Below are 18,464 nucleotides of genomic sequence, written 5' to 3'. Positions count from 1 at the left end.
CTATATATGCCGCTCGTACCAAGCAACCCATGCCTTCTGTTATCTAAAAAACCTTTTATATCCCGTGACCGCTTACGTTTTTATTGAGCAACAAAAAGGAGAATGGGGAGACTTAACCCAAGTAAAACTAACACTTTATCCGGAAGAAGAAAAACTACTACTTAGAGCAGATATGTTTATTGAGTTTTTTAGCACCTATAATGACATGAATAAATCCATTCAGTTAATTTAAATTAAAAAAGGAAAATTATGAATATAACTACCCACCTTTCAGGAATGTCCCATAGTGAATTGGTTAGTTTGGCTACACAGCTAGCACGAGAAAAGGAAAAAATAGAGCAAGAAAACAGAAAATTAGAAGAGGAAAATGCAAAGCTAAAAAGAGCTAAAGTATGTAATCTTTTAGGAGGAGACGATCTCAGTTCAATTTCAAATTCTCATTTAAGCGCTCTTGTAATTGCTAGGCTTCCCGAGTTTACATATGAGGGAGTGTCTGTTACCCGAGTAGGTTACACATTTTATGGTGATAATAAAGCAAGTCAAGCAAGAAAAATTGAACTAATTCGTACTAATACTAGCATTATATCTCACTCACTGTCAGCTTTTTTTAGCTCCTTATTCAAAAGCAATTCAGTTTACAGAAAAGTTTTAGACCATACTAGTATTCAGCAATATTTGTTGGCATCGGATGAATTAGCTACTGATGCAATAACTGAAAAAAAATGCCAGCATGAAATACAAACTGCCTACATTCAATATAAAACTATCTATATAATAGTACCCGAAAATCTTGAGAAGGACGCAGAAATTCATATAGATACCGGCTCAAAATTAGTTCAAGTGGGAATAGATAGCGGTAAAGTCATGCGTCAATTTTTTATAAGCAAAGATTAAAAAGTAGTAACTATTCAGGTCTAAGTAAGCTTTAACAATCAGCTGCTTATGAAAATTAAGTTTTTGACTTTATCTATCCCTATCCTCTAAGAATAGGTGACAAAGCGGTACACTCTAGTGGTCAAAAGTAAGGAGTTCATAAGCAGCTGATTGTTAAAGCTTACTTAGACCTGAATAGTTACAAAAAGTACAAGCAAGGTAGAATAAAATGAACATAAATTTATCAAGCGATTATAATTTAAATACTATTAGTCCTTCATCAAGTCAAAGCAATTTTGAATCTCAAAGTGCTAAAGCAATAGACAATCGAGAGTTAATACAAACAGCCCACACGCAAGCAATACAAACTTTTGAGGAAATATCAATTCTTTTTAAGCAATTTTATTATCTGGCTACCCAGGTACGTGGTGACTTGTCAAGTGAGCACTATGGGGCGCTAGTAAAATTAGCCGAAGAAGCTTTAATTAAAGCTAAAGACTTAGTGGAGGCACACCAGGATAAACATATAATTGAGGAAATGGAAAAACAATTTGAGGACCTTTGTACAAACATGCCTTTAGGTAAAAGTGTATTGCTACAAAAAGACGTAGATAAGATAAACAGTTTAGGAATGGTTTCAATTAATGAAACTTACAAATACAAAGAAAATGAATATTATGAACCTCATATTTCTTTATTGGCAATAGCTAACTATTTCGAAGATTTTAAGAAGGGGAATGGTTATTCTTCTATAGCTGTATCAATGAAAAGAGACATTTACTATCATATGTGCAAAGGAAAAATGTTTACCTTGATTGGGTTTAGAAAGACAGCTTCTTCCATGTCTACGTGGTCATCAAAACTTTCAACAGTTTTTAAGATGTCTGAAGAAGAGAAAATAATTAACCAAATGAATCAATTAAGAAAATCAATTAAGAAAAATATTAGCCGTTGGGGATATGAAGGCTTTACACTCTTTCATATGGATAAAATTAAACATGTGTTGGATGTATCCGACAAAGATGAATGGGGTGCTAGCATCTTTCTTTTCCATCGAAAAGTTGGAAATGAAAATTTAGCAATGTATGAAGAAGATATTTTTTTGTGATAGTCTTACTTTAAAAAAAGATTGACACAAATACACACGAATAAACAAAACAAACTTTATCCTTCACTTAATTAATTTAAAAGTAAATGAAGAGAATTTAATCTTTAAAGCCTTTTATGTTGCATTTTTTATAACTAATTTTTTATATTTATTTAAATAAACGGATGTATGCACACCAAGAATACGAGGAAATCCTTTACGGGGACACGAAGTTCTGAAATGCTTTCAAATACTAGGTTTGAGATACTAACATATGTTAAAACCTACTTTAAAAACTCTATCGTTTTCTAGAAGGCTTTGCTAAATCCTTTATTGCTAGGTTAACATTAGAAGTGAAGGGGGCCAAATTACTCGCTAATGTGCACAAGGATAGTGACATTTGCCTTTAATTCACCTTCTTTGGCTAAATGGAGTAAATTCAGCAATCATTTTTGCTTGCGCAATAAGGATAAGAATAGCATGCGAAGGGGAATGGGATGTAAAATCCATGGTAGAGACTAAGCCGAGGAAATGGGCTAAAATTCATCTAGGCATACATACCGTTATATTTAGAGGCCAATCATGAACAAATTAAGCATACATGGCCACACTACTTTAAAAAGAGCAAGGTTTAAATAAACAGGATGCTTATAAATGAAAAAAGTTTTTTTTAATCCCTCGGCTCTCTTACATTTTCATCCTATCCTTGTAGCAGATCAGAGGGAACCCCTATCTTTTGCTTCGAGGGAAGAAGAGACTCAAGCTTTGGTTCAAGCAACCCATACTACTGCTATGCAGGCCTTTGAGCAAACTTTTAATCTTTTCGCACATTTCCATAGCTTAGCTAAAAAAACACGTGAAGGAACAACAAGTATACAATATGGCCAATTAGTAAAAAAAGTAGAATCTATTTTATTACAAGCTAAAAACTTAGTGGCTAAAGACCCTACGATCTCGCCTCCACATATAATCGAGGAAATGGAAAAACAATTTGAGGAACTTTGTACAAACATGCCTGTAGGTAAAAGTGTATTGCTACAAAAAGATGTAGATAAGCTAAAGAGTTTAGGTAAAGTTTCAATTAATAAAACTTACAGGTATAAAGAAAAAGAATATTACGAACCTCGCGTTTCTTTATTGGAAATAGCTGGCTATTTCGTGGATTTTATGGAAGCAAATGGCTATGCTTCCATAGCTGTTTCAATGAAAAGAGACATCTATTACCATATATGCAAGGAAAAAACTTTCACTCTTGTGGGCTTTAGAAAGAAAAAATCTTTTTTTTCATCTTTTCCCCTTCTTTCCAAATCTAAATTTTCTGAGCAACAAAAAATAAGTAAGCAATTGGATCAACTAAGGAGATTAATTAATGAAAAAATTAGTAGCTGGGGATATGAGGGTTTCACAATCTTTCATATGGATGAAGTAAAACATTTGCTTACCCAAGCAGACAAAGACGAGTGGGGTAGCAGCATCTTTCTCTACCACAGAAAAATGGGAAATGAAGATCTAGCTTTCTATGAAGAAGTTATTCCGTATGAAAATCCTTATATAGAGGAAGAAAAAAAAGTTAATGGTCTTCCCCGACTAACTAGAAAAAGGTTAGAAGTCCCAGAAATACGCCCTATTCTTGATGTAAACTTTGAGAAAAAAAGAAAATTTTTTGGGATGAGAGCTTTTTTTAATAATTATTTACTTTTCATTTTTATAGCTATACGGAAATTTTTTTCCAGGTGTAGTAAAATCGCTCATAATCAAATTTCTCGCTTAATAAAAGCTCTTTATACACTTGTAAATTGCTGTAGAGGTAAGCATAAAAAGAAGTTGCCTTTGCTATAAATGAAGAGTTATCTGTTCTGGGGACATAGAAAAGAAATTTACACTGCATTTATTGAGAAAAAGAATAATCACTTTGGGGTTTTCCTCTTTTAGGCATAATTTTTCCTAGCTCATCATTGGCTCCTTCCTTTATTAATTTTTTCTGCAATTTTTTTGATAAGTATAAATTTAAAGGGCTTTTCCAGCTCATCTGTGCTAAAGCTAAATTATAAGATAAATAAGATTGAATCTCTTAGACTTGATATGGTAGCTTTCTTGATTGCTTGTATGGCGTTTAAAAACAATCTTTTATTTAAAGCAAAGTTTTTGAGTTATTATTGTCAAATTTGGTCGGTAAGATATAATAACTTTTTCTAAACACCAGGTGCTAAGGCAGACACACTATTTAAATGACTATTAACGCACACCCTTATCAGGTATTTTTCTATGTTGGTCACTAAGACAAAAATTATTTGTACCATTGGCCCTGCTGTAAATACGGTAGAGAAGATGATGCGATTGATGGAAGGCGGGATGAATGCTGCCCGTCTTAATTTCAGCCATGGGAGCTATGAGGAACATGCGATTGTGATTAACAACCTTAAGAAAGCTCGTACTCAGAAAAAGATGCCTTTAGCTATTATCTTAGATACCAAGGGACCTGAAATTCGAATTGGTAAAATTACTGGGGGACAAATTAACCTCAGGCATGGACAATTATTAAATTTATTTAAAAATTCTATAGAAGGAAGCGAGCAAGGAGTCTGCGTTCATCCTTTCTATGTTTTAAATGATCTTAGTATAGGCACGCGGGTTCTTTTTGATGACGGTTACATCTGCTCCCATGTCATCGAATCTACAGCTGAAAAGGTGGTCGTTAAGATTGATAATGGAGGTGTCCTCAAATCAGGTAAAGGGGTGAATATCCCGAATGTCAGCTTGAGTCTACCAAACATTACTGAAAAAGATATAGCCGATATTCATTTTGGCTGTAAGCATGATGTAGATGTTATAGCCGCCTCTTTTGTACGTTCACCAGAGCATGTACTTGCCATCAAAAGACTTTTGACTAAAGAAAAAAAGCCAGATATTCAGATCTATGCGAAAATTGAAAATAAGGAAGGCATACAAAATTTTGACAGCATCGTTCAGGTTGCAGATGGAATTATGATCGCCAGGGGCGACTTAGGGGTAGAAGTTCCTTTAAGTGAAGTTCCTAGGCTTCAAAAAATGATGATAAGAAAAAGTTATCTGGCAGGGAAACCGGTGGTCACAGCTACCCAGATGCTAGAATCTATGATCAACAACCCTCGTCCTACGCGTGCTGAAGCCTCTGATGTGGCTAATGCGGTATATGATAGCACTTCTTCGGTAATGTTATCAGGAGAAACGGCGATAGGAAAGTATCCTTTTGAAACCGTACAAGTGATGCGAAGTATCGTGCAGGAGGCGGAGGCAGATTTCAATTATCGTGCTTTTTTTGATTTTCATTCAGGTCTGATTCATCATGATGTCCCTTCTGCGGTTACTTTGGCTACGGTAAAAACAGCTTACAGCTCTAGAGCAAAAGCTATATTTGCTTTTACTAGTGGAGGCTCAACAGCATGCCTTTTGTCTCGATTAAGACCCGAAATGCCTATTATAGCTATGACTTCCCATGAGAAATGCTACCATCAGCTGGCTTTAAGCTGGGGTGTAAAGCCCTATTTAAGCTCTCACCCTACAAAAAACATTTCAGAGGCTTTTACTAAGATCAGTACTTTTGCTTTAAAGGAAAATTTAGTAAGCAATGGCGATTTGGTAGTCGTAACAGCGGGCTCTCCGTTTGGCATTTCTGGAACTACCAATATGATGATGGTAGAGAGCATAGGAGATGTATTGGTGCGAGGCCATCATGGTGTAGGTTCCCGCGTGCATGGAAATGCCACCCTTGTTTTATCTCCGGAGTCTGCTAAAGATTATGCGGTAAGGGGGCAGCTACTTGTCATGACGAAATGCGACCCTTCATTCCTTTCCCTCATTCAAGAATCGAAAGGAATTATTTTACAAAACCATATTGATGATGTGGAATCAGAGAAGTTTGCTATCCATATTGCTCAGTTGCTGGATAAGCCTGCCATTGTAAGAGCAGACGAAGCCAGTAGAATATTAAAAGAAGGCCAGCTTGTCACCTTAGATCCGGAAAAAGCGCTGGTTTACAAGGGAGTAATTTTTTGAACCTTAAAGATAAGCGGACCTTCAGCCTAAATATATCATAGAAAAGCATCTAGCTGTTGAATGTTTCTAAATGAAGAGATGGCTTAAAAATTTATCTAAAAAATTACAAATGTACCCTGCCAAGAGCTCTATTGAAATTTTTTTCTCTGTTCCAGCTCTCTTCAGCCTTTGTCATCTAACCAGTTAAAAACTTAGCCTTTAGGCTATTGATTCGATCCCTTTCCTTATATGATTTTTTCCTATAAGGTGGTCACTTTTGGATATGTTTATTAACCATACCTGCTATTTTCATCATATTTACCCCTTCTTGAGTTCCAAAAACCTTTGCCAAAGGCTCATCGGGGACAATTAAGCGCTTGTCTTGAGGATCTTGTAGATTATGATCTTTAATGTAGGCCCATAGCTTTTTAATCACTTCTCCTCTAGACATTTCAGAAGCTCCAATAATAGCAGCAAGCTCTTTAGAGACTTTAACTTCTGGCTGCTTACGGGTAGATTCTTTTGGAGTCGTTTTCTTTTTACTGCTCTCTTTTTTAGCGGCTTTCTTTTTAGAGGAAGTTTTTTCTTCGCTGCCTTTGCGAGTAGCTTTAAGCTTTTTTATATAGGCGGTACGCGGATGATGAGGATATTTAGACTCTAAGAGCTTTAAATCGTTAACAATTACGTCGCACTCAGGGTAGGTAGAGCAACTGTAAAAAGTTTTTCCAAAACGCGATTTTCTTGCCATTATCTGTCCTGGACACTCTAAGGCGGGACAAGCTGGCATGCTTTTTTGAGAAATAAGAGCCTCGCCTTTTTTGGGGATGTTTACAATACCTTTACATTCAGGATAGTTAGTACACCCTAGAAAAGCTCCAAATCGTCCATGGCGGACTTTCATGCTTTTGCCGCATTGAGGGCAGGGTTGCTCCCAGTTAAAATCGGAAGCATACTCTTCTTTATTAAAGGAGAGTTCTTCAGATTGAGCCGTAAAATCACAATCAGGGTAGCGGGAGCAGCCATAAAAATATTTAGATTTAAACCAGATTTTTTGAAGCTTGCCACCACATTTGGGACAGTCGATATCTGTTTGAACTTTTGGAATAAAAGCTTCTTTTTCAGCAATTTCGACAGTAGGTAAAAATTCCTTCCAAAAATCTTGTAGAAGTACTTTCCAGTTTTTACGATCTTCAGCAACTAATTCCAGATCATCTTCCATCTGAGCTGTAAAGCCTATATTCATAATCTTTTGAAAGTTTGTTTCAAGCATTTGTGCTATCACAAAACCTAATTCCGTAGGTTTTAAGCGCCCACTTTCTTTAATCGTATAGTCGCGGCTTTGAATCTTATTCATAATAGTAGCATAAGTTGAAGGACGCCCAATCCCAGATCTTTCTAATTCTTTAACCAAAGAAGCTTCTGTGTAACGGGGAGGAGGTCGAGTAAAGGCTTGCTCAGAAGTTAATTGGATAAGTTGTAGGCTTTGACCTTCCTGCAAGTTAGGTAGCTGGCGACTTTCTTCATCTTTATCGTCATCATCTTTCTTTTCCTCATATACAGCTAGAAAACCAGAAAATTTGATGACCGACCCGGTAGCTCTTAAAATTATATCTTTTCCTACCTTTATGTCTGCTGAGACTGTATCGTAGATAGCCGGCATCATCTGGGAAGAGATAAAGCGTCTCCAAATTAATTGATATAATAAGAATTGCTCTCGGCTCAAATAAGGCTGAATTTTCTCTGGTGCATGATTTAAATTAGCAGGTCGAATGGCCTCATGAGCATCTTGGGCACTTTTTTGGGTGGAATATTGTTTAGCTTCAGTAGGAAGATAATCTTTACCATATTTTTCTAAGATATATTCCCGTGCTGAGCCAAGGGCCTCATTAGAAATACGTACAGAATCCGTACGCATATAGGTAATTAGGCCTTCTGCACCTTCATTTCCTAGATCAATACCTTCGTAGAGGCCCTGAGCTATGTTCATAGTTTTAGCCGAAGAAAATCCATAATGGCGGCTTGCTTCTTGCTGCAAGGTTGAGGTAATAAATGGAGGGACAGGATAACGACGTTTTTCCTTTCTTTCTACGTTAGCTACATGATAAGGCTTATCTTTCATCCGTGCTAATATATCGTCTGCTGTAGCTTTATTGTCGATGATTAAGTAATTTTTACCTTCTACTTCCTCTTTTTCAACTTTTCTACCATCTACAGAGTAAAGATTGGCGCGAAACTGACGTTCTTCTAACTCATTCTTAAGAATAGCTCCAATATTCCAATACTCAATGGGCTTAAAGGCTGCAATTTCTTTTTCTCGATCGACCACTAACTTAAGCGCTACCGATTGCACGCGACCGGCCGATACAAAACTATCTTTTCCTCGATGAATACGTCGATTAAGAAGAGGGGAAATTTTATAGCCTACAATGCGATCTAAAAGACGTCTGGCTTGTTGGGCATTAACCAGAGCTTCATCGATAGGTCGAGGTTGGCTAAGTGCCTTAACTACAGCATCTTTAGTAATCGAGTTGAAAGAGACACGTTTGATATTGGTTTGGGGTGGAAGAATTTGGCTAATATGCCAGGCAATAGCTTCTCCTTCCCTATCAGGATCAGGAGATAGATAAACTGTATCGCAACCTTTAGCAGCTTTTTTCAGTCGTTGAATGACCTGGTCTTTATTAGGCATAATGATATAGGTAGGCTCAAAATTATGTTCAATATCGATACCGAATTCTTTTTCTGGTAAGTCACGTACATGTCCTAGTGAAGATTCGAAAATATAGTGAGGCCCTAAAAATTTTTGGAGCGTTTTAATTTTCGCTGGTGACTCGACAATAATTAAAGATTTTGCCATTCTTGCCTCAAACAACCTTTTTATATATTTAACAAAGATACTTTTTTACTGCTTTTTACTACTACAGCTTATTAAAAAGATATACAATTTGTAGTTATTAGTTTTTTATGCAGCATGCTTGTATAGAAAAAGCGTGCCTTTTATATTTTTTTATAATTTAAATTCCACGGTATTCATCTTAAAAAAGTTGCTTTTTCTCTTTTTAGAACCTCAAATACTTACGCCTGTTTTTTACCCTTTTCCTGGACAGTGCGATCGCTAAATAGAAAATGGCTGAATAAATTTCTACATTTAGCCTTTTGCCAAACTATAATTTGCTATAGAATGGGGTTATAATTTTTTCCTTATGCGCCAAGCTCTTAAAAGGGCTGCAAATATATAAGGCAGCTTCCCTTATTTCTCATGCTGTTAGCAAAGAAATTATTAATCCAGGGGCCTTGCGTTTCAAAAAGAGATTGAGCGCAGAGAATAACAAGGTTTTTTAACTCATTCAAGTTCTTTTTCCGCTTTCTTTTGCTTTAAAGCTGTTAAGATAAGCTTAGGTTCAACCGCCTCTATCCTTTCTACGCTACCAATTTTCTTCACTAAGATTAAATTTAGCTTTCCTTTCACTGTTTTTTTATCCTTATACATATAGCTAATCAAAGTTTCTTCTGATAGCTCTTCTGGTAATGAAAGGGGCAAGTTTAAGCTTTTGAGCAAATTATGCAAGCGAATAATGAGAGAATGCTCAATAAAACCTAAAATTTTACTGGTATAAAAAGCGCAGCTTAATCCTATTGAGACTGCTTGGCCATGCGAAATTTGATAGTCCATAGCCGCTTCGATGGCATGTGCAAAGGTGTGTCCCAGATTTAATGTAGCCCGAATGCCATAATCTCTTTCATCTTTTTCTACGATAAAGGCTTTAATTTTGCAACATTCTACGATGAGAAGATGCATAATTTGAGAATCTTTAGCAAGTATGGCTGTCGTATTTTTTTCTAATTCCTCGAAAAGCTGAGGACCTTGAATAATCCCATATTTAACTATTTCAGCTAAGCCTGCACTAAACTCTTCTGCAGGAAGAGATTGAAGGTAGGAAGAAAAGATCCATACCTGTCGGGCAGGATGAATACTACCAATCAGATTTTTGCTCCCCCTAAAGTTTACTGCTGTTTTTCCTCCTATAGCCGCATCTACCATGCCCATTAAAGTAGTGGGAACATGGATAATGTCTAAACCACGCATATAGCAAGAGGCTACAAAGCCTGCTAAATCAGTGATGACGCCTCCTCCTAAGCTAATAATCAAAGCATGACGATCTATTTCGAAGCGTTGGAGTTCTTGCCAGCAATAAGTGGCAGTTTGCAGGCTTTTAGATCTTTCCCCTGGGGCTAGAATGATTTTATTTATTTGCCTTAAAGGCAATTGCTCGGTAAGGAAAGGCCCGTAAAGAGGATAAACATTAGCATCCGAGATAATAACCAGCTGGGAATAATCTCTTTTAAGCTGCAGATTTGTAAAAAGAGGAACGGGATTAATAAGAATAGAAGAATCTTGCAAGGTAAGGTTAATCGAGGTCCATTGACGAAGGCTTAAGGAATCCATATCTCTTGATTTATTTATGCATAATTTAATGGACTAACTATAAATCTTTTTAAGCCCTTTGGTTAAAAGCCTGATTTTTGCATAGGTAGCTAAAGCCTACAGAGTCAGTAAAAGGATAAATTGCTTTATAGTCTTTTTTCAGTTTAGAGAAAGCACTTTGCATTTTTGGTTGAAAGAGTTATCCAGTATTGGGGGTTATTATAGAGAGAGCGGATCTATTCTCTTTGCTTTCATAGAGGGGTACCTAGCTACAGAAATTAAAAATAGGAGAGCACAAGCCCATTTTAATTGAAAGTAATTTAGCCTATTGAACTTAACCATTTTCTAACGGCTTGCTTCCTAGTTTGAAATAGCCAATAAGTTAGGAGTTGGGCATGCCGAAAAATTAAGACGGCTATTGAAAGGTAACCGTCATAGCATTGGGTACTCTTTTTCCTATTTAGAAAGAAACTGTAAACATTCCTTTTACTTCCACGGCGTTCATTGCTAGGTCTGACGCTACGGAAAGAGATGGGGTGTTATTTATTATTGTATGTCGCTTGTTAACGATTACGTTCAAGGCAGGAAGAAAGCTCTCTTCCCCAGCTTGTTCATGGATATCGTTAAAAGTAAATGAACTATTTTCAACACTCACCATTGTTTCTCCACCTGCCCTAATCGAGCGGTTAAGAGGGAAACTTTTTCAATGATTGAAGGCTCGTTTGTGGTCTCAAAATTTTGATTGAGATTTCAAAAGCGGCGCTTTATATTTTTTGTTTTTTTTTAAGGTGATATTTTGGAAATACAGCCTTTTAGATAAAAAATCTCAAAAAATTTAAATTATGCAACCTATTGATTAATCTTCCCTATTCATTTTTAGCCCACCATTTTTAAAATAGATAGGCATAATTATTTCATTTATAACTTCTTTATATTTCTCATTCTTAAAAAATCAGTCGGGACTTTTATAGTTCTGCACTCTTTTTCATGTGGCTTTCTAGGGCTCTAGAGGTTGTGCAGGATTTAGGAAATCCTCTAGCGATCATGCCTATTAAAACTTATACATGATAAAATTTGTTATAGCAGCTTAAAAAAAACATTAGCAAGTCTTATTAACTATTTTGTTATCAGCTTCTTTCTTGCTTCTATATAATCAGCCAAGGAAGCTTTCCCTTCAGATAACAAGTTATTAAAGGATAAAAATAATTGATCTTTTAAATAAAAAGGAAGAGTACCTTCACGGCTTTTTAGGGCTAGATCTTCCCATTCTTTCCAGGTGGCAAGCTCATCTGAAAAAAGAGACAACTGTTGCTGCAGCATGGCTATCCTTAATAAGTTAAAAGCATATAAAAAAGTCCCATATTGCAGTTTTTCTGGTTTATCTTTGAATGCCTCTCCCTGTTCTAGCATCGAATTTCTTAGGTTAAGTGCGGCTTTCAAGCCTTCTTCATATTCTTCTCTAGCTAATAAAAGGGTTGTTTGGGCGTAGCTAGTATAGAAAGGATCATTTTCATAGGCTGTTCGCTTAATTGCTGATGTCGCATACAGACTAGCCTCTTCATTTTTTCCTCTTAGTAACAATGTCTCAGCAATTAATCCCTCATATTTGGGGTATAATTCTGGATGTGCTGCCATGATTGCATGAAGATTTCTTAGCGCTTCTACTTCCGCGGCAGGATCGCTACTTTCTTGAGAAGAGGTAAAAAGAGAAAATTCTTTCTCCGCACGTATAAAATCAGCTTCAGAAGCGGCATGATGGCGCCATATAAATTGAAAGAGAATAAAGCCAAGGATTATAAGCCCTAAAAAAGAATAAAGAAGAATTTTTCCGTTACCTAAGGCCCATTGAGTCAAAGGATGCGCTAGGAGGGCATCAGACCAAGAGAGGGATGTGTCGGAGGAGAGCAATTCGCGTTTTAGATTTTTTTTCATATTTGAGGGCTTTTTTGCTTGATTTTTGCGCTGTCTAGAACGAATATCATATAACATGTTTATTTATTGTAAAGTTAAAAGTAAAACGTATGAATGTTTCCCAGGAAAAACTTTCTTTGTTCGAAGAATTGCGTTATGTGCCGCTCGATCATATTAATATAAGTCCTTTTCAGCCTAGACGGCAGTTTGCTGAATCTGAATTAAAAGAATTGGCTGAATCTATAAAAGCAGTGGGCTTAATTCATCCACCTATTGTTAGAACTGTGGAAAATTCTTCGCATTATGAGCTGGTGGCAGGAGAAAGGCGCTTTCGTGCTGCTAAGCTAGCAGGCTTATTCGAAATTCCTGTGCTTGTGCGATCGTCAAGTCATATACTTTCTGCCCAAGCTGCTTTAATTGAAAATATTCAGCGAGTGGATTTAAATCCTATAGAGATTTCTAAAGCCCTATTTAGCTTGATGGAAGAATTTAAATTTAGCCAAGAAAAGCTAGCCGCCTCGGTGGGAAAAAAACGTTCGACGATTGCCAATTATCTACGTTTATTGTCTTTACCTAATCTTATACAAGATAGTTTAAGTAAAAATCTAATTACCATGGGGCATGCCAAAGCTATCCTAGCGGTAGAAGGGGCCGAAAAGCAGGTTTATCTGCATGAATTGATTCTAAGAGAGAGTTTAAGTGTGCGTGAAACTGAAAAAGCGGTACAAAAACTTAAGCAAAAAATTAAGCATAAGAAACTCTCTTATGAAACGCGTGACTTTTATTTAGAGCAACTAGCAGAAAAACTGCAGTATAAACTAGGCACTAAAGTTTTTATCCGCGCCAAGGGAAGGCAAGGGCGCATTTCTATCGACTATTTTAACCTTGACGATCTTGAGCGCTTGTTAGAAGCTTTGGGAGTCAGGGAATAAGTTTATATCCCCTGTATTTGAAAATTGATTGCTCTTATCTTACATGATTGATGAGATTTGTTTAATCATCAATAGGGCTTTTATAGGTCATATTGGATTTTTATATTAGCGGGTAGCTAATCTTTTAAGATTTTTCTGAAAAAATAAGCTGAAACAAAGCACTGAAGAGTCTTGAAATATTAACTAGATTGGAGGCTGATAGGTTAACCTTTTATCAAGGTTGTATAACACTTTATTGCATGAAGATTTCTTAGCGCTTCTACTTCCGCGGCAGGATCGCTACTTTCTTGAGAAGAGGTAAAAAGAGAAAATTCTTTCTCCGCACGTATAAAATCAGCTTCAGAAGCGGCATGATGGCGCCATATAAATTGAAAGAGAATAAAGCCAAGGATTATAAGCCCTAAAAAAGAATAAAGAAGAATTTTTCCGTTACCTAAGGCCCATTGAGTCAAAGGATGCGCTAGGAGGGCATCAGACCAAGAGAGGGATGTGTCGGAGGAGAGCAATTCGCGTTTTAGATTTTTTTTCATATTTGAGGGCTTTTTTGCTTGATTTTTGCGCTGTCTAGAACGAATATCATATAACATGTTTATTTATTGTAAAGTTAAAAGTAAAACGTATGAATGTTTCCCAGGAAAAACTTTCTTTGTTCGAAGAATTGCGTTATGTGCCGCTCGATCATATTAATATAAGTCCTTTTCAGCCTAGACGGCAGTTTGCTGAATCTGAATTAAAAGAATTGGCTGAATCTATAAAAGCAGTGGGCTTAATTCATCCACCTATTGTTAGAACTGTGGAAAATTCTTCGCATTATGAGCTGGTGGCAGGAGAAAGGCGCTTTCGTGCTGCTAAGCTAGCAGGCTTATTCGAAATTCCTGTGCTTGTGCGATCGTCAAGTCATATACTTTCTGCCCAAGCTGCTTTAATTGAAAATATTCAGCGAGTGGATTTAAATCCTATAGAGATTTCTAAAGCCCTATTTAGCTTGATGGAAGAATTTAAATTTAGCCAAGAAAAGCTAGCCGCCTCGGTGGGAAAAAAACGTTCGACGATTGCCAATTATCTACGTTTATTGTCTTTACCTAATCTTATACAAGATAGTTTAAGTAAAAATCTAATTACCATGGGGCATGCCAAAGCTATCCTAGCGGTAGAAGGGGCCGAAAAGCAGGTTTATCTGCATGAATTGATTCTAAGAGAGAGTTTAAGTGTGCGTGAAACTGAAAAAGCGGTACAAAAACTTAAGCAAAAAATTAAGCATAAGAAACTCTCTTATGAAACGCGTGACTTTTATTTAGAGCAACTAGCAGAAAAACTGCAGTATAAACTAGGCACTAAAGTTTTTATCCGCGCCAAGGGAAGGCAAGGGCGCATTTCTATCGACTATTTTAACCTTGACGATCTTGAGCGCTTGTTAGAAGCTTTGGGAGTCAGGGAATAAGTTTATATCCCCTGTATTTGAAAATTGATTGCTCTTATCTTACATGATTGATGAGATTTGTTTAATCATCAATAGGGCTTTTATAGGTCATATTGGATTTTTATATTAGCGGGTAGCTAATCTTTTAAGATTTTTCTGAAAAAATAAGCTGAAACAAAGCACTGAAGAGTCTTGAAATATTAACTAGATTGGAGGCTGATAGGTTAACCTTTTATCAAGGTTGTATAACACTTTCTCTTAGCGAGATATAGCTTTTTAAGCTGGGTTCTTGAATCTATCTGCTTTTATCGGCTACGAATTATCAAGATGATAAAAATTTTTAGGAAATTTAGTTTTTAGAGCTACGGGATAAATTTTTTTCAATAAAGTGCAACAATAAGATTACTCCCTCATTCTCATGTTTTTATTAAAGCCTGGAGTCAGGAGGAATAATTTTAGTTTTGCCGGTATTTATTGTTGTTTGAAGATAGTAGGCGATCATAGGGCGGATACCAAGCTTTAAAGGCGATTTTGCTGGCACCTGCGAAGCCAAAAATGCTTGCAAATAACTGTTTTTTCTATTGGCTGCGTGTTTTTATTTTCCCTTCATCCTCAGTGCATCAAGTAGGCATATCTCCATGACCGCTTGCTGAAAAGATGTTAATAATCATTTAACTGTAAACACTAGCAAATGTAGGGGTGGTCATCTCTTTCATCTCTATTCAGCTGTTTTTCCGTGTCAGAGGCTCGCATGTCATGTAAGGTCTTTTCTTTGACTCGTAGGATAGAAGGAGCCAATGGAAAACTTTCTTTAGATTTTTATTACCTCTTTTTTCACGATATTTATCTCAATTTCTACATCTGCCGATAAATAAACCTTCCTTTTATCCGGCCTTGTTGCGTAAATGATCTAATAGTTGGTCTGTTTAAAAGCTTATCAAGTTAGTACCCATTGTCCTTTGGGCATTCCAAGTTTTGTCATCTTATTCATCGCCAAAGATTTAGCATATAATTCTGCCCGCTGATAGTCTAGCTTCCTAGAGCGAAAATCTCCTCCAAAGCTTCTTTTAAAGCGGTACATTGCCGTTTCAGCAAGCGATCTTCTATGATAGCCACTAAGCTTTTTCCAAAGCTGCCTAGCCTCATCATCTCCTCCCAAGCCTTGAATGACTTTTATGTTATCATTTCTTTTTTTCATCCACGGTTTGTCCGTCTCTTGGCTTAGCCTTCCTCCTCTTCTTGGAGGCACTACAGGATCCATCCCCCGAGCATAAGACGATCGATAGAAAGCTTGCCTATCATAAGCACCATCTCCATAAGTGGTCTTTACGCTCTTTGGCAGCTTGGGGATCATTTGGCTTGCCACTAAATCATCAGCTTTATTGCTAGTTGTTAGTTCACTCAAAATAATCTCATGCGAGTCTGGGCAAACGCTTAAGTGAATCTTTCTCCAAGTCCTCCGCTTTGCTTTGCCATGCTGGCGTACTTTCCACTCTCCTTCGCCATAAACTTTCACTCCAGTGGAATCAAAGACTATGTCTGTCGGACGCTTACGGCTTAGCTTTGTAAGCTCTTGCCCAAGCTCTTTAGCACGCCTACAAATGCGGGTATAACAAGGAACAGGCAATCCCAAAGCCAGCAAAGTAATCAGCGATGACACAAACCCTCGTACAGCACGGAGGGGTAAATGATAAGCCGCCCTAATCATCAACACGCATAGGATAGCGTCAGCAGAGTAAATTCTTGGACGGCCCTTCTTCCCCGTGCTTTTATTTTCCCTCCATCCTTTAATAGTTTCATCCGAAAACCATAAAGTTATGCTTCCTCTTTGTTCTAAAGCTTTGTTATAATCCGACCAGTTACGTATGCGGTAGTTAAGCTTTTTTTCCATAGCCTGCCTATATTTTTGTTTAAGCAAACTAAATTTTATAGCTCTTATGTGTTAAAGGGCAATCTTATCGCCTACACTTCTTAGCATTTACGCAACAACGCCCTTTTATCCAATAAGTTGTATTTTATTTTATAAATTTAAAATATTAAAATATTAAAATATTAAAATATTAAAATATTAAAATTTTATATTTAGTTATTATTTTTTAATGCTATTATTATAAGTAGGGTTTAATTTAAAAAGAACTTAATCGGGTAGGTTCTTAAAAAATTTTGCGCCCAGATAACTGGCTGTTCTTGGGAGATTTATTTTTTGAAAAATTTTTGCAAGTGAAGTAAAAAATCAGGAGCGGGACGATTAGCTAAAGAAGTACTTTGGAAAAAATTATTTAAAAACGTAGATGCGCTAATTAGCAGCATGATCACCCGTTAAAGATAAGTAATCGATTAGACTCTATCTAAAAATTGTCAAAGGAAAAAGTTTTAATAGAGTCGGTTTTTTAGAATATAAAAGAATGCTAGCCTCTTTAGGTATTTAAATACAAATTTAATTTCGTTTATAACCTTATCCTATTTAATTGCTATTATAACTTTATCCTATAATCAGTAAAGTGGAGACCATCTATGAGCTCAGGAAGTCATATAAATTCATCTTTAGAAAGCACTCTTAATGCTTATTATGATTTGTATAGTAAAACGAAAGAAAATAAAAATGATAGAGGCCAGAGGCCTATTTTGTTGCTTCGTACAGCTAACGGAGAAAAAACCCTTCAAGTTTTAAGTGATAGAAGCCAGCTATCGTTTCTGCAGAAAATTTTAGCCTATCTAGGTAAAGGAGAAGCCAGCTTAAGTAATGTAGCCAATTTTTTACGAGAAAAGAACCCAGAAATAAAAGACACCACCGCTAGAAAAGCTCTGCAGCATCTTGATGAAAAAATTGTTAACCTGAATGCGCGCCGCTGGATTTGCCACATTGATCCCCTTTTTATTACAAAAACTATGAGCATCCAAAGTTGGGGATGTGAGGCTTCGGCGACTTATCATTCAGAAGATACTGAGCAGGGAGTCTTGGATTTCGTTCATGTTTTTCCTGAATGTGCAACGGCTTATATTGCGGATGGAACAGGGCATGGTAACCCAGGAGTTAGAGCTAATAAATTAGAGCCTATTTGGAATAAGTTTAATGGAGATTTTGTAAGCAAATTCAAAAGTGAAATGTTGGGCACCCATGATAAAGATCAAGTTCTACTTTTTATGAAGAGCGTCTTATTAGATATCAATACTTCTTTTGAAATAGCTGGCACAGCATCTACTTTTAGTATGGCAATTATTTTGGAAATAGATCAAAAAAAATATGTTTGTTCAGCACATGTGGGAGATAGTTCCCTATGGCATGAAACGAGAGGGGAAATTCACCGCCTTACGCCCGAAAGCTCGTTAGAATTGTCTTCGCTAAGTAAAAATTCATCCATTCATTTAGAGATAAAAGAGGTCCAGACGGGAGACAAAATTTATGGATTTACAGATGGAGTTACAGATTTTCTGCCCGCTGAAATTCTTCATTCTATTCTATGCCATCAGCAGATCGATCCCATCCATCTTTTGGAGGAAATTAAGGCGGCTATTGTTCACCCCACCTTCGAGAGAGACAATTATGTTAATATTAAAAAATTAGATCCTACAGATAAAAACTCTAGCGATGATATCGCTGCTTTTATCATGGTAGTCCCTTAAGGTCAACTTTGTATATAAGCCTTAAAGTCCTCATCTTTGGAAATCATAGAAATTGGGAAGTTAAATTTAAATTTTTTACTTCTTGGGCTTTTATAGAAGCAAAGCTGACTAAAAGTGTTAAGAAAAATAAAAAGCGGCCCTAGCCTTTTCAATGGATTCACTATCATGCCCCTTAGA

General features: G+C 36.6%; 14 protein-coding genes. 8 read left to right on the top strand and 6 right to left on the bottom strand.

Translation table 11 applies throughout. The features are described from left to right. From NEOC95_RS00695 to pyk, 5 genes are all read left to right on the top strand, one after another. A partial coding sequence (locus NEOC95_RS00695; RefSeq protein ID WP_213150990.1) for a hypothetical protein occupies nucleotides 1-232 on the top strand: 232 nt, incomplete at its 5' end. Between the two features lie 17 nt (nucleotides 233-249). After that, the gene (locus NEOC95_RS00690) at nucleotides 250-894 is read left to right on the top strand and encodes a hypothetical protein (RefSeq protein ID WP_166156294.1); all 645 of its coding nucleotides are present in this window, start codon (nucleotides 250-252) and stop codon (nucleotides 892-894) included. 208 nt (nucleotides 895-1,102) lie between these two features. Beyond that, nucleotides 1,103-1,981, top strand: coding sequence for a hypothetical protein (locus tag NEOC95_RS00685; protein ID WP_166156296.1), 879 nt, complete (start codon nucleotides 1,103-1,105; stop codon nucleotides 1,979-1,981). A gap of 633 nt (nucleotides 1,982-2,614) precedes the next feature. Beyond that, entirely contained in the window at nucleotides 2,615-3,799 is a 1,185-nt protein-coding gene (locus tag NEOC95_RS00680) for a hypothetical protein (protein WP_166156298.1), read from the top strand. 426 nt (nucleotides 3,800-4,225) lie between these two features. Further along, nucleotides 4,226-5,995: a pyruvate kinase gene (pyk, locus tag NEOC95_RS00675; RefSeq protein WP_207391806.1), complete on the top strand. Its 1,770-nt coding sequence runs from the start codon at nucleotides 4,226-4,228 to the stop codon at nucleotides 5,993-5,995. Between the two features lie 250 nt (nucleotides 5,996-6,245). Here pyk and topA read toward each other — a convergent pair whose 3' ends face one another. The 4 genes from topA to NEOC95_RS00655 all read right to left on the bottom strand — a co-directional run bounded on the left by topA (nucleotide 6,246) and on the right by NEOC95_RS00655 (nucleotide 12,332). Beyond that, nucleotides 6,246-8,831, bottom strand: coding sequence for a type I DNA topoisomerase (topA, locus tag NEOC95_RS00670; protein WP_166156300.1), 2,586 nt, complete (start codon nucleotides 8,829-8,831; stop codon nucleotides 6,246-6,248). 486 nt (nucleotides 8,832-9,317) lie between these two features. After that, nucleotides 9,318-10,421 carry a 3-dehydroquinate synthase gene (gene aroB, locus NEOC95_RS00665; RefSeq protein WP_166156303.1) on the bottom strand — a complete coding sequence of 368 codons (1,104 nt, stop codon included), beginning with the start codon at nucleotides 10,419-10,421 and terminating at the stop codon, nucleotides 9,318-9,320. Between the two features lie 439 nt (nucleotides 10,422-10,860). Continuing rightward, on the bottom strand, nucleotides 10,861-11,058 hold the full coding sequence (locus tag NEOC95_RS00660; protein WP_166156306.1) for a hypothetical protein: 198 nt from the start codon (nucleotides 11,056-11,058) through the stop codon (nucleotides 10,861-10,863). A gap of 458 nt (nucleotides 11,059-11,516) precedes the next feature. Beyond that, entirely contained in the window at nucleotides 11,517-12,332 is an 816-nt protein-coding gene (locus NEOC95_RS00655; RefSeq protein ID WP_166156309.1) for a RagB/SusD family nutrient uptake outer membrane protein, read from the bottom strand. An 89-nt stretch (nucleotides 12,333-12,421) separates the two neighbouring features. Here NEOC95_RS00655 and NEOC95_RS00650 point away from each other — a divergent pair, with 89 nt between their 5' ends. Beyond that, complete coding sequence (locus NEOC95_RS00650) at nucleotides 12,422-13,243, top strand: ParB/RepB/Spo0J family partition protein (RefSeq protein WP_166156312.1); 822 nt, start codon at nucleotides 12,422-12,424, stop codon at nucleotides 13,241-13,243. A 203-nt stretch (nucleotides 13,244-13,446) separates the two neighbouring features. On the opposite strand, the gene NEOC95_RS00645 is transcribed toward NEOC95_RS00650, so the two are convergent. Continuing rightward, nucleotides 13,447-13,773, bottom strand: coding sequence for a hypothetical protein (locus NEOC95_RS00645; protein ID WP_213150988.1), 327 nt, complete (start codon nucleotides 13,771-13,773; stop codon nucleotides 13,447-13,449). An 89-nt stretch (nucleotides 13,774-13,862) separates the two neighbouring features. Here NEOC95_RS00645 and NEOC95_RS00640 point away from each other — a divergent pair, with 89 nt between their 5' ends. Then, nucleotides 13,863-14,684, top strand: coding sequence for a ParB/RepB/Spo0J family partition protein (locus NEOC95_RS00640; RefSeq protein WP_166156312.1), 822 nt, complete (start codon nucleotides 13,863-13,865; stop codon nucleotides 14,682-14,684). Nucleotides 14,685-15,600: 916 nt separating this feature from the next. On the opposite strand, the gene NEOC95_RS00635 is transcribed toward NEOC95_RS00640, so the two are convergent. Further along, entirely contained in the window at nucleotides 15,601-16,554 is a 954-nt protein-coding gene (locus NEOC95_RS00635; protein ID WP_213150986.1) for an IS5 family transposase, read from the bottom strand. Between the two features lie 623 nt (nucleotides 16,555-17,177). On the opposite strand from NEOC95_RS00635, the gene NEOC95_RS00630 reads away from it, so the two are divergent. Beyond that, a complete protein-coding gene (locus tag NEOC95_RS00630) occupies nucleotides 17,178-18,287 on the top strand; it encodes a PP2C family serine/threonine-protein phosphatase (protein WP_166157293.1) in 1,110 nt (369 codons plus the stop codon). Nucleotides 18,288-18,464 lie beyond the last annotated feature (177 nt).

The organism is Neochlamydia sp. AcF95, assembly GCF_018342455.1.
Taxonomy (GTDB): Bacteria; Chlamydiota; Chlamydiia; order Chlamydiales; family Parachlamydiaceae; genus Neochlamydia.
This window is presented reverse-complemented; position numbering and strand designations above follow the sequence as displayed.

Bases quoted from the DNA above. Each gene is read 5' to 3' on its own strand.
- NEOC95_RS00645 (WP_213150988.1), bottom strand. From the start codon at position 13,773: ATGAAAAAAAATCTAAAACGCGAATTGCTCTCCTCCGACACATCCCTC.
- NEOC95_RS00655 (WP_166156309.1), bottom strand. From the start codon at position 12,332: ATGAAAAAAAATCTAAAACGCGAATTGCTCTCCTCCGACACATCCCTC.
- aroB (WP_166156303.1), bottom strand. From the start codon at position 10,421: ATGGATTCCTTAAGCCTTCGTCAATGGACCTCGATTAACCTTACCTTG.
- NEOC95_RS00640 (WP_166156312.1), top strand. From the start codon at position 13,863: ATGAATGTTTCCCAGGAAAAACTTTCTTTGTTCGAAGAATTGCGTTAT.
- NEOC95_RS00685 (WP_166156296.1), top strand. From the start codon at position 1,103: ATGAACATAAATTTATCAAGCGATTATAATTTAAATACTATTAGTCCT.
- NEOC95_RS00690 (WP_166156294.1), top strand. From the start codon at position 250: ATGAATATAACTACCCACCTTTCAGGAATGTCCCATAGTGAATTGGTT.
- NEOC95_RS00630 (WP_166157293.1), top strand. From the start codon at position 17,178: ATGAGCTCAGGAAGTCATATAAATTCATCTTTAGAAAGCACTCTTAAT.
- NEOC95_RS00635 (WP_213150986.1), bottom strand. From the start codon at position 16,554: ATGGAAAAAAAGCTTAACTACCGCATACGTAACTGGTCGGATTATAAC.
- topA (WP_166156300.1), bottom strand. From the start codon at position 8,831: ATGGCAAAATCTTTAATTATTGTCGAGTCACCAGCGAAAATTAAAACG.
- NEOC95_RS00650 (WP_166156312.1), top strand. From the start codon at position 12,422: ATGAATGTTTCCCAGGAAAAACTTTCTTTGTTCGAAGAATTGCGTTAT.
- NEOC95_RS00680 (WP_166156298.1), top strand. From the start codon at position 2,615: ATGAAAAAAGTTTTTTTTAATCCCTCGGCTCTCTTACATTTTCATCCT.
- pyk (WP_207391806.1), top strand. From the start codon at position 4,226: ATGTTGGTCACTAAGACAAAAATTATTTGTACCATTGGCCCTGCTGTA.
- NEOC95_RS00660 (WP_166156306.1), bottom strand. From the start codon at position 11,058: ATGGTGAGTGTTGAAAATAGTTCATTTACTTTTAACGATATCCATGAA.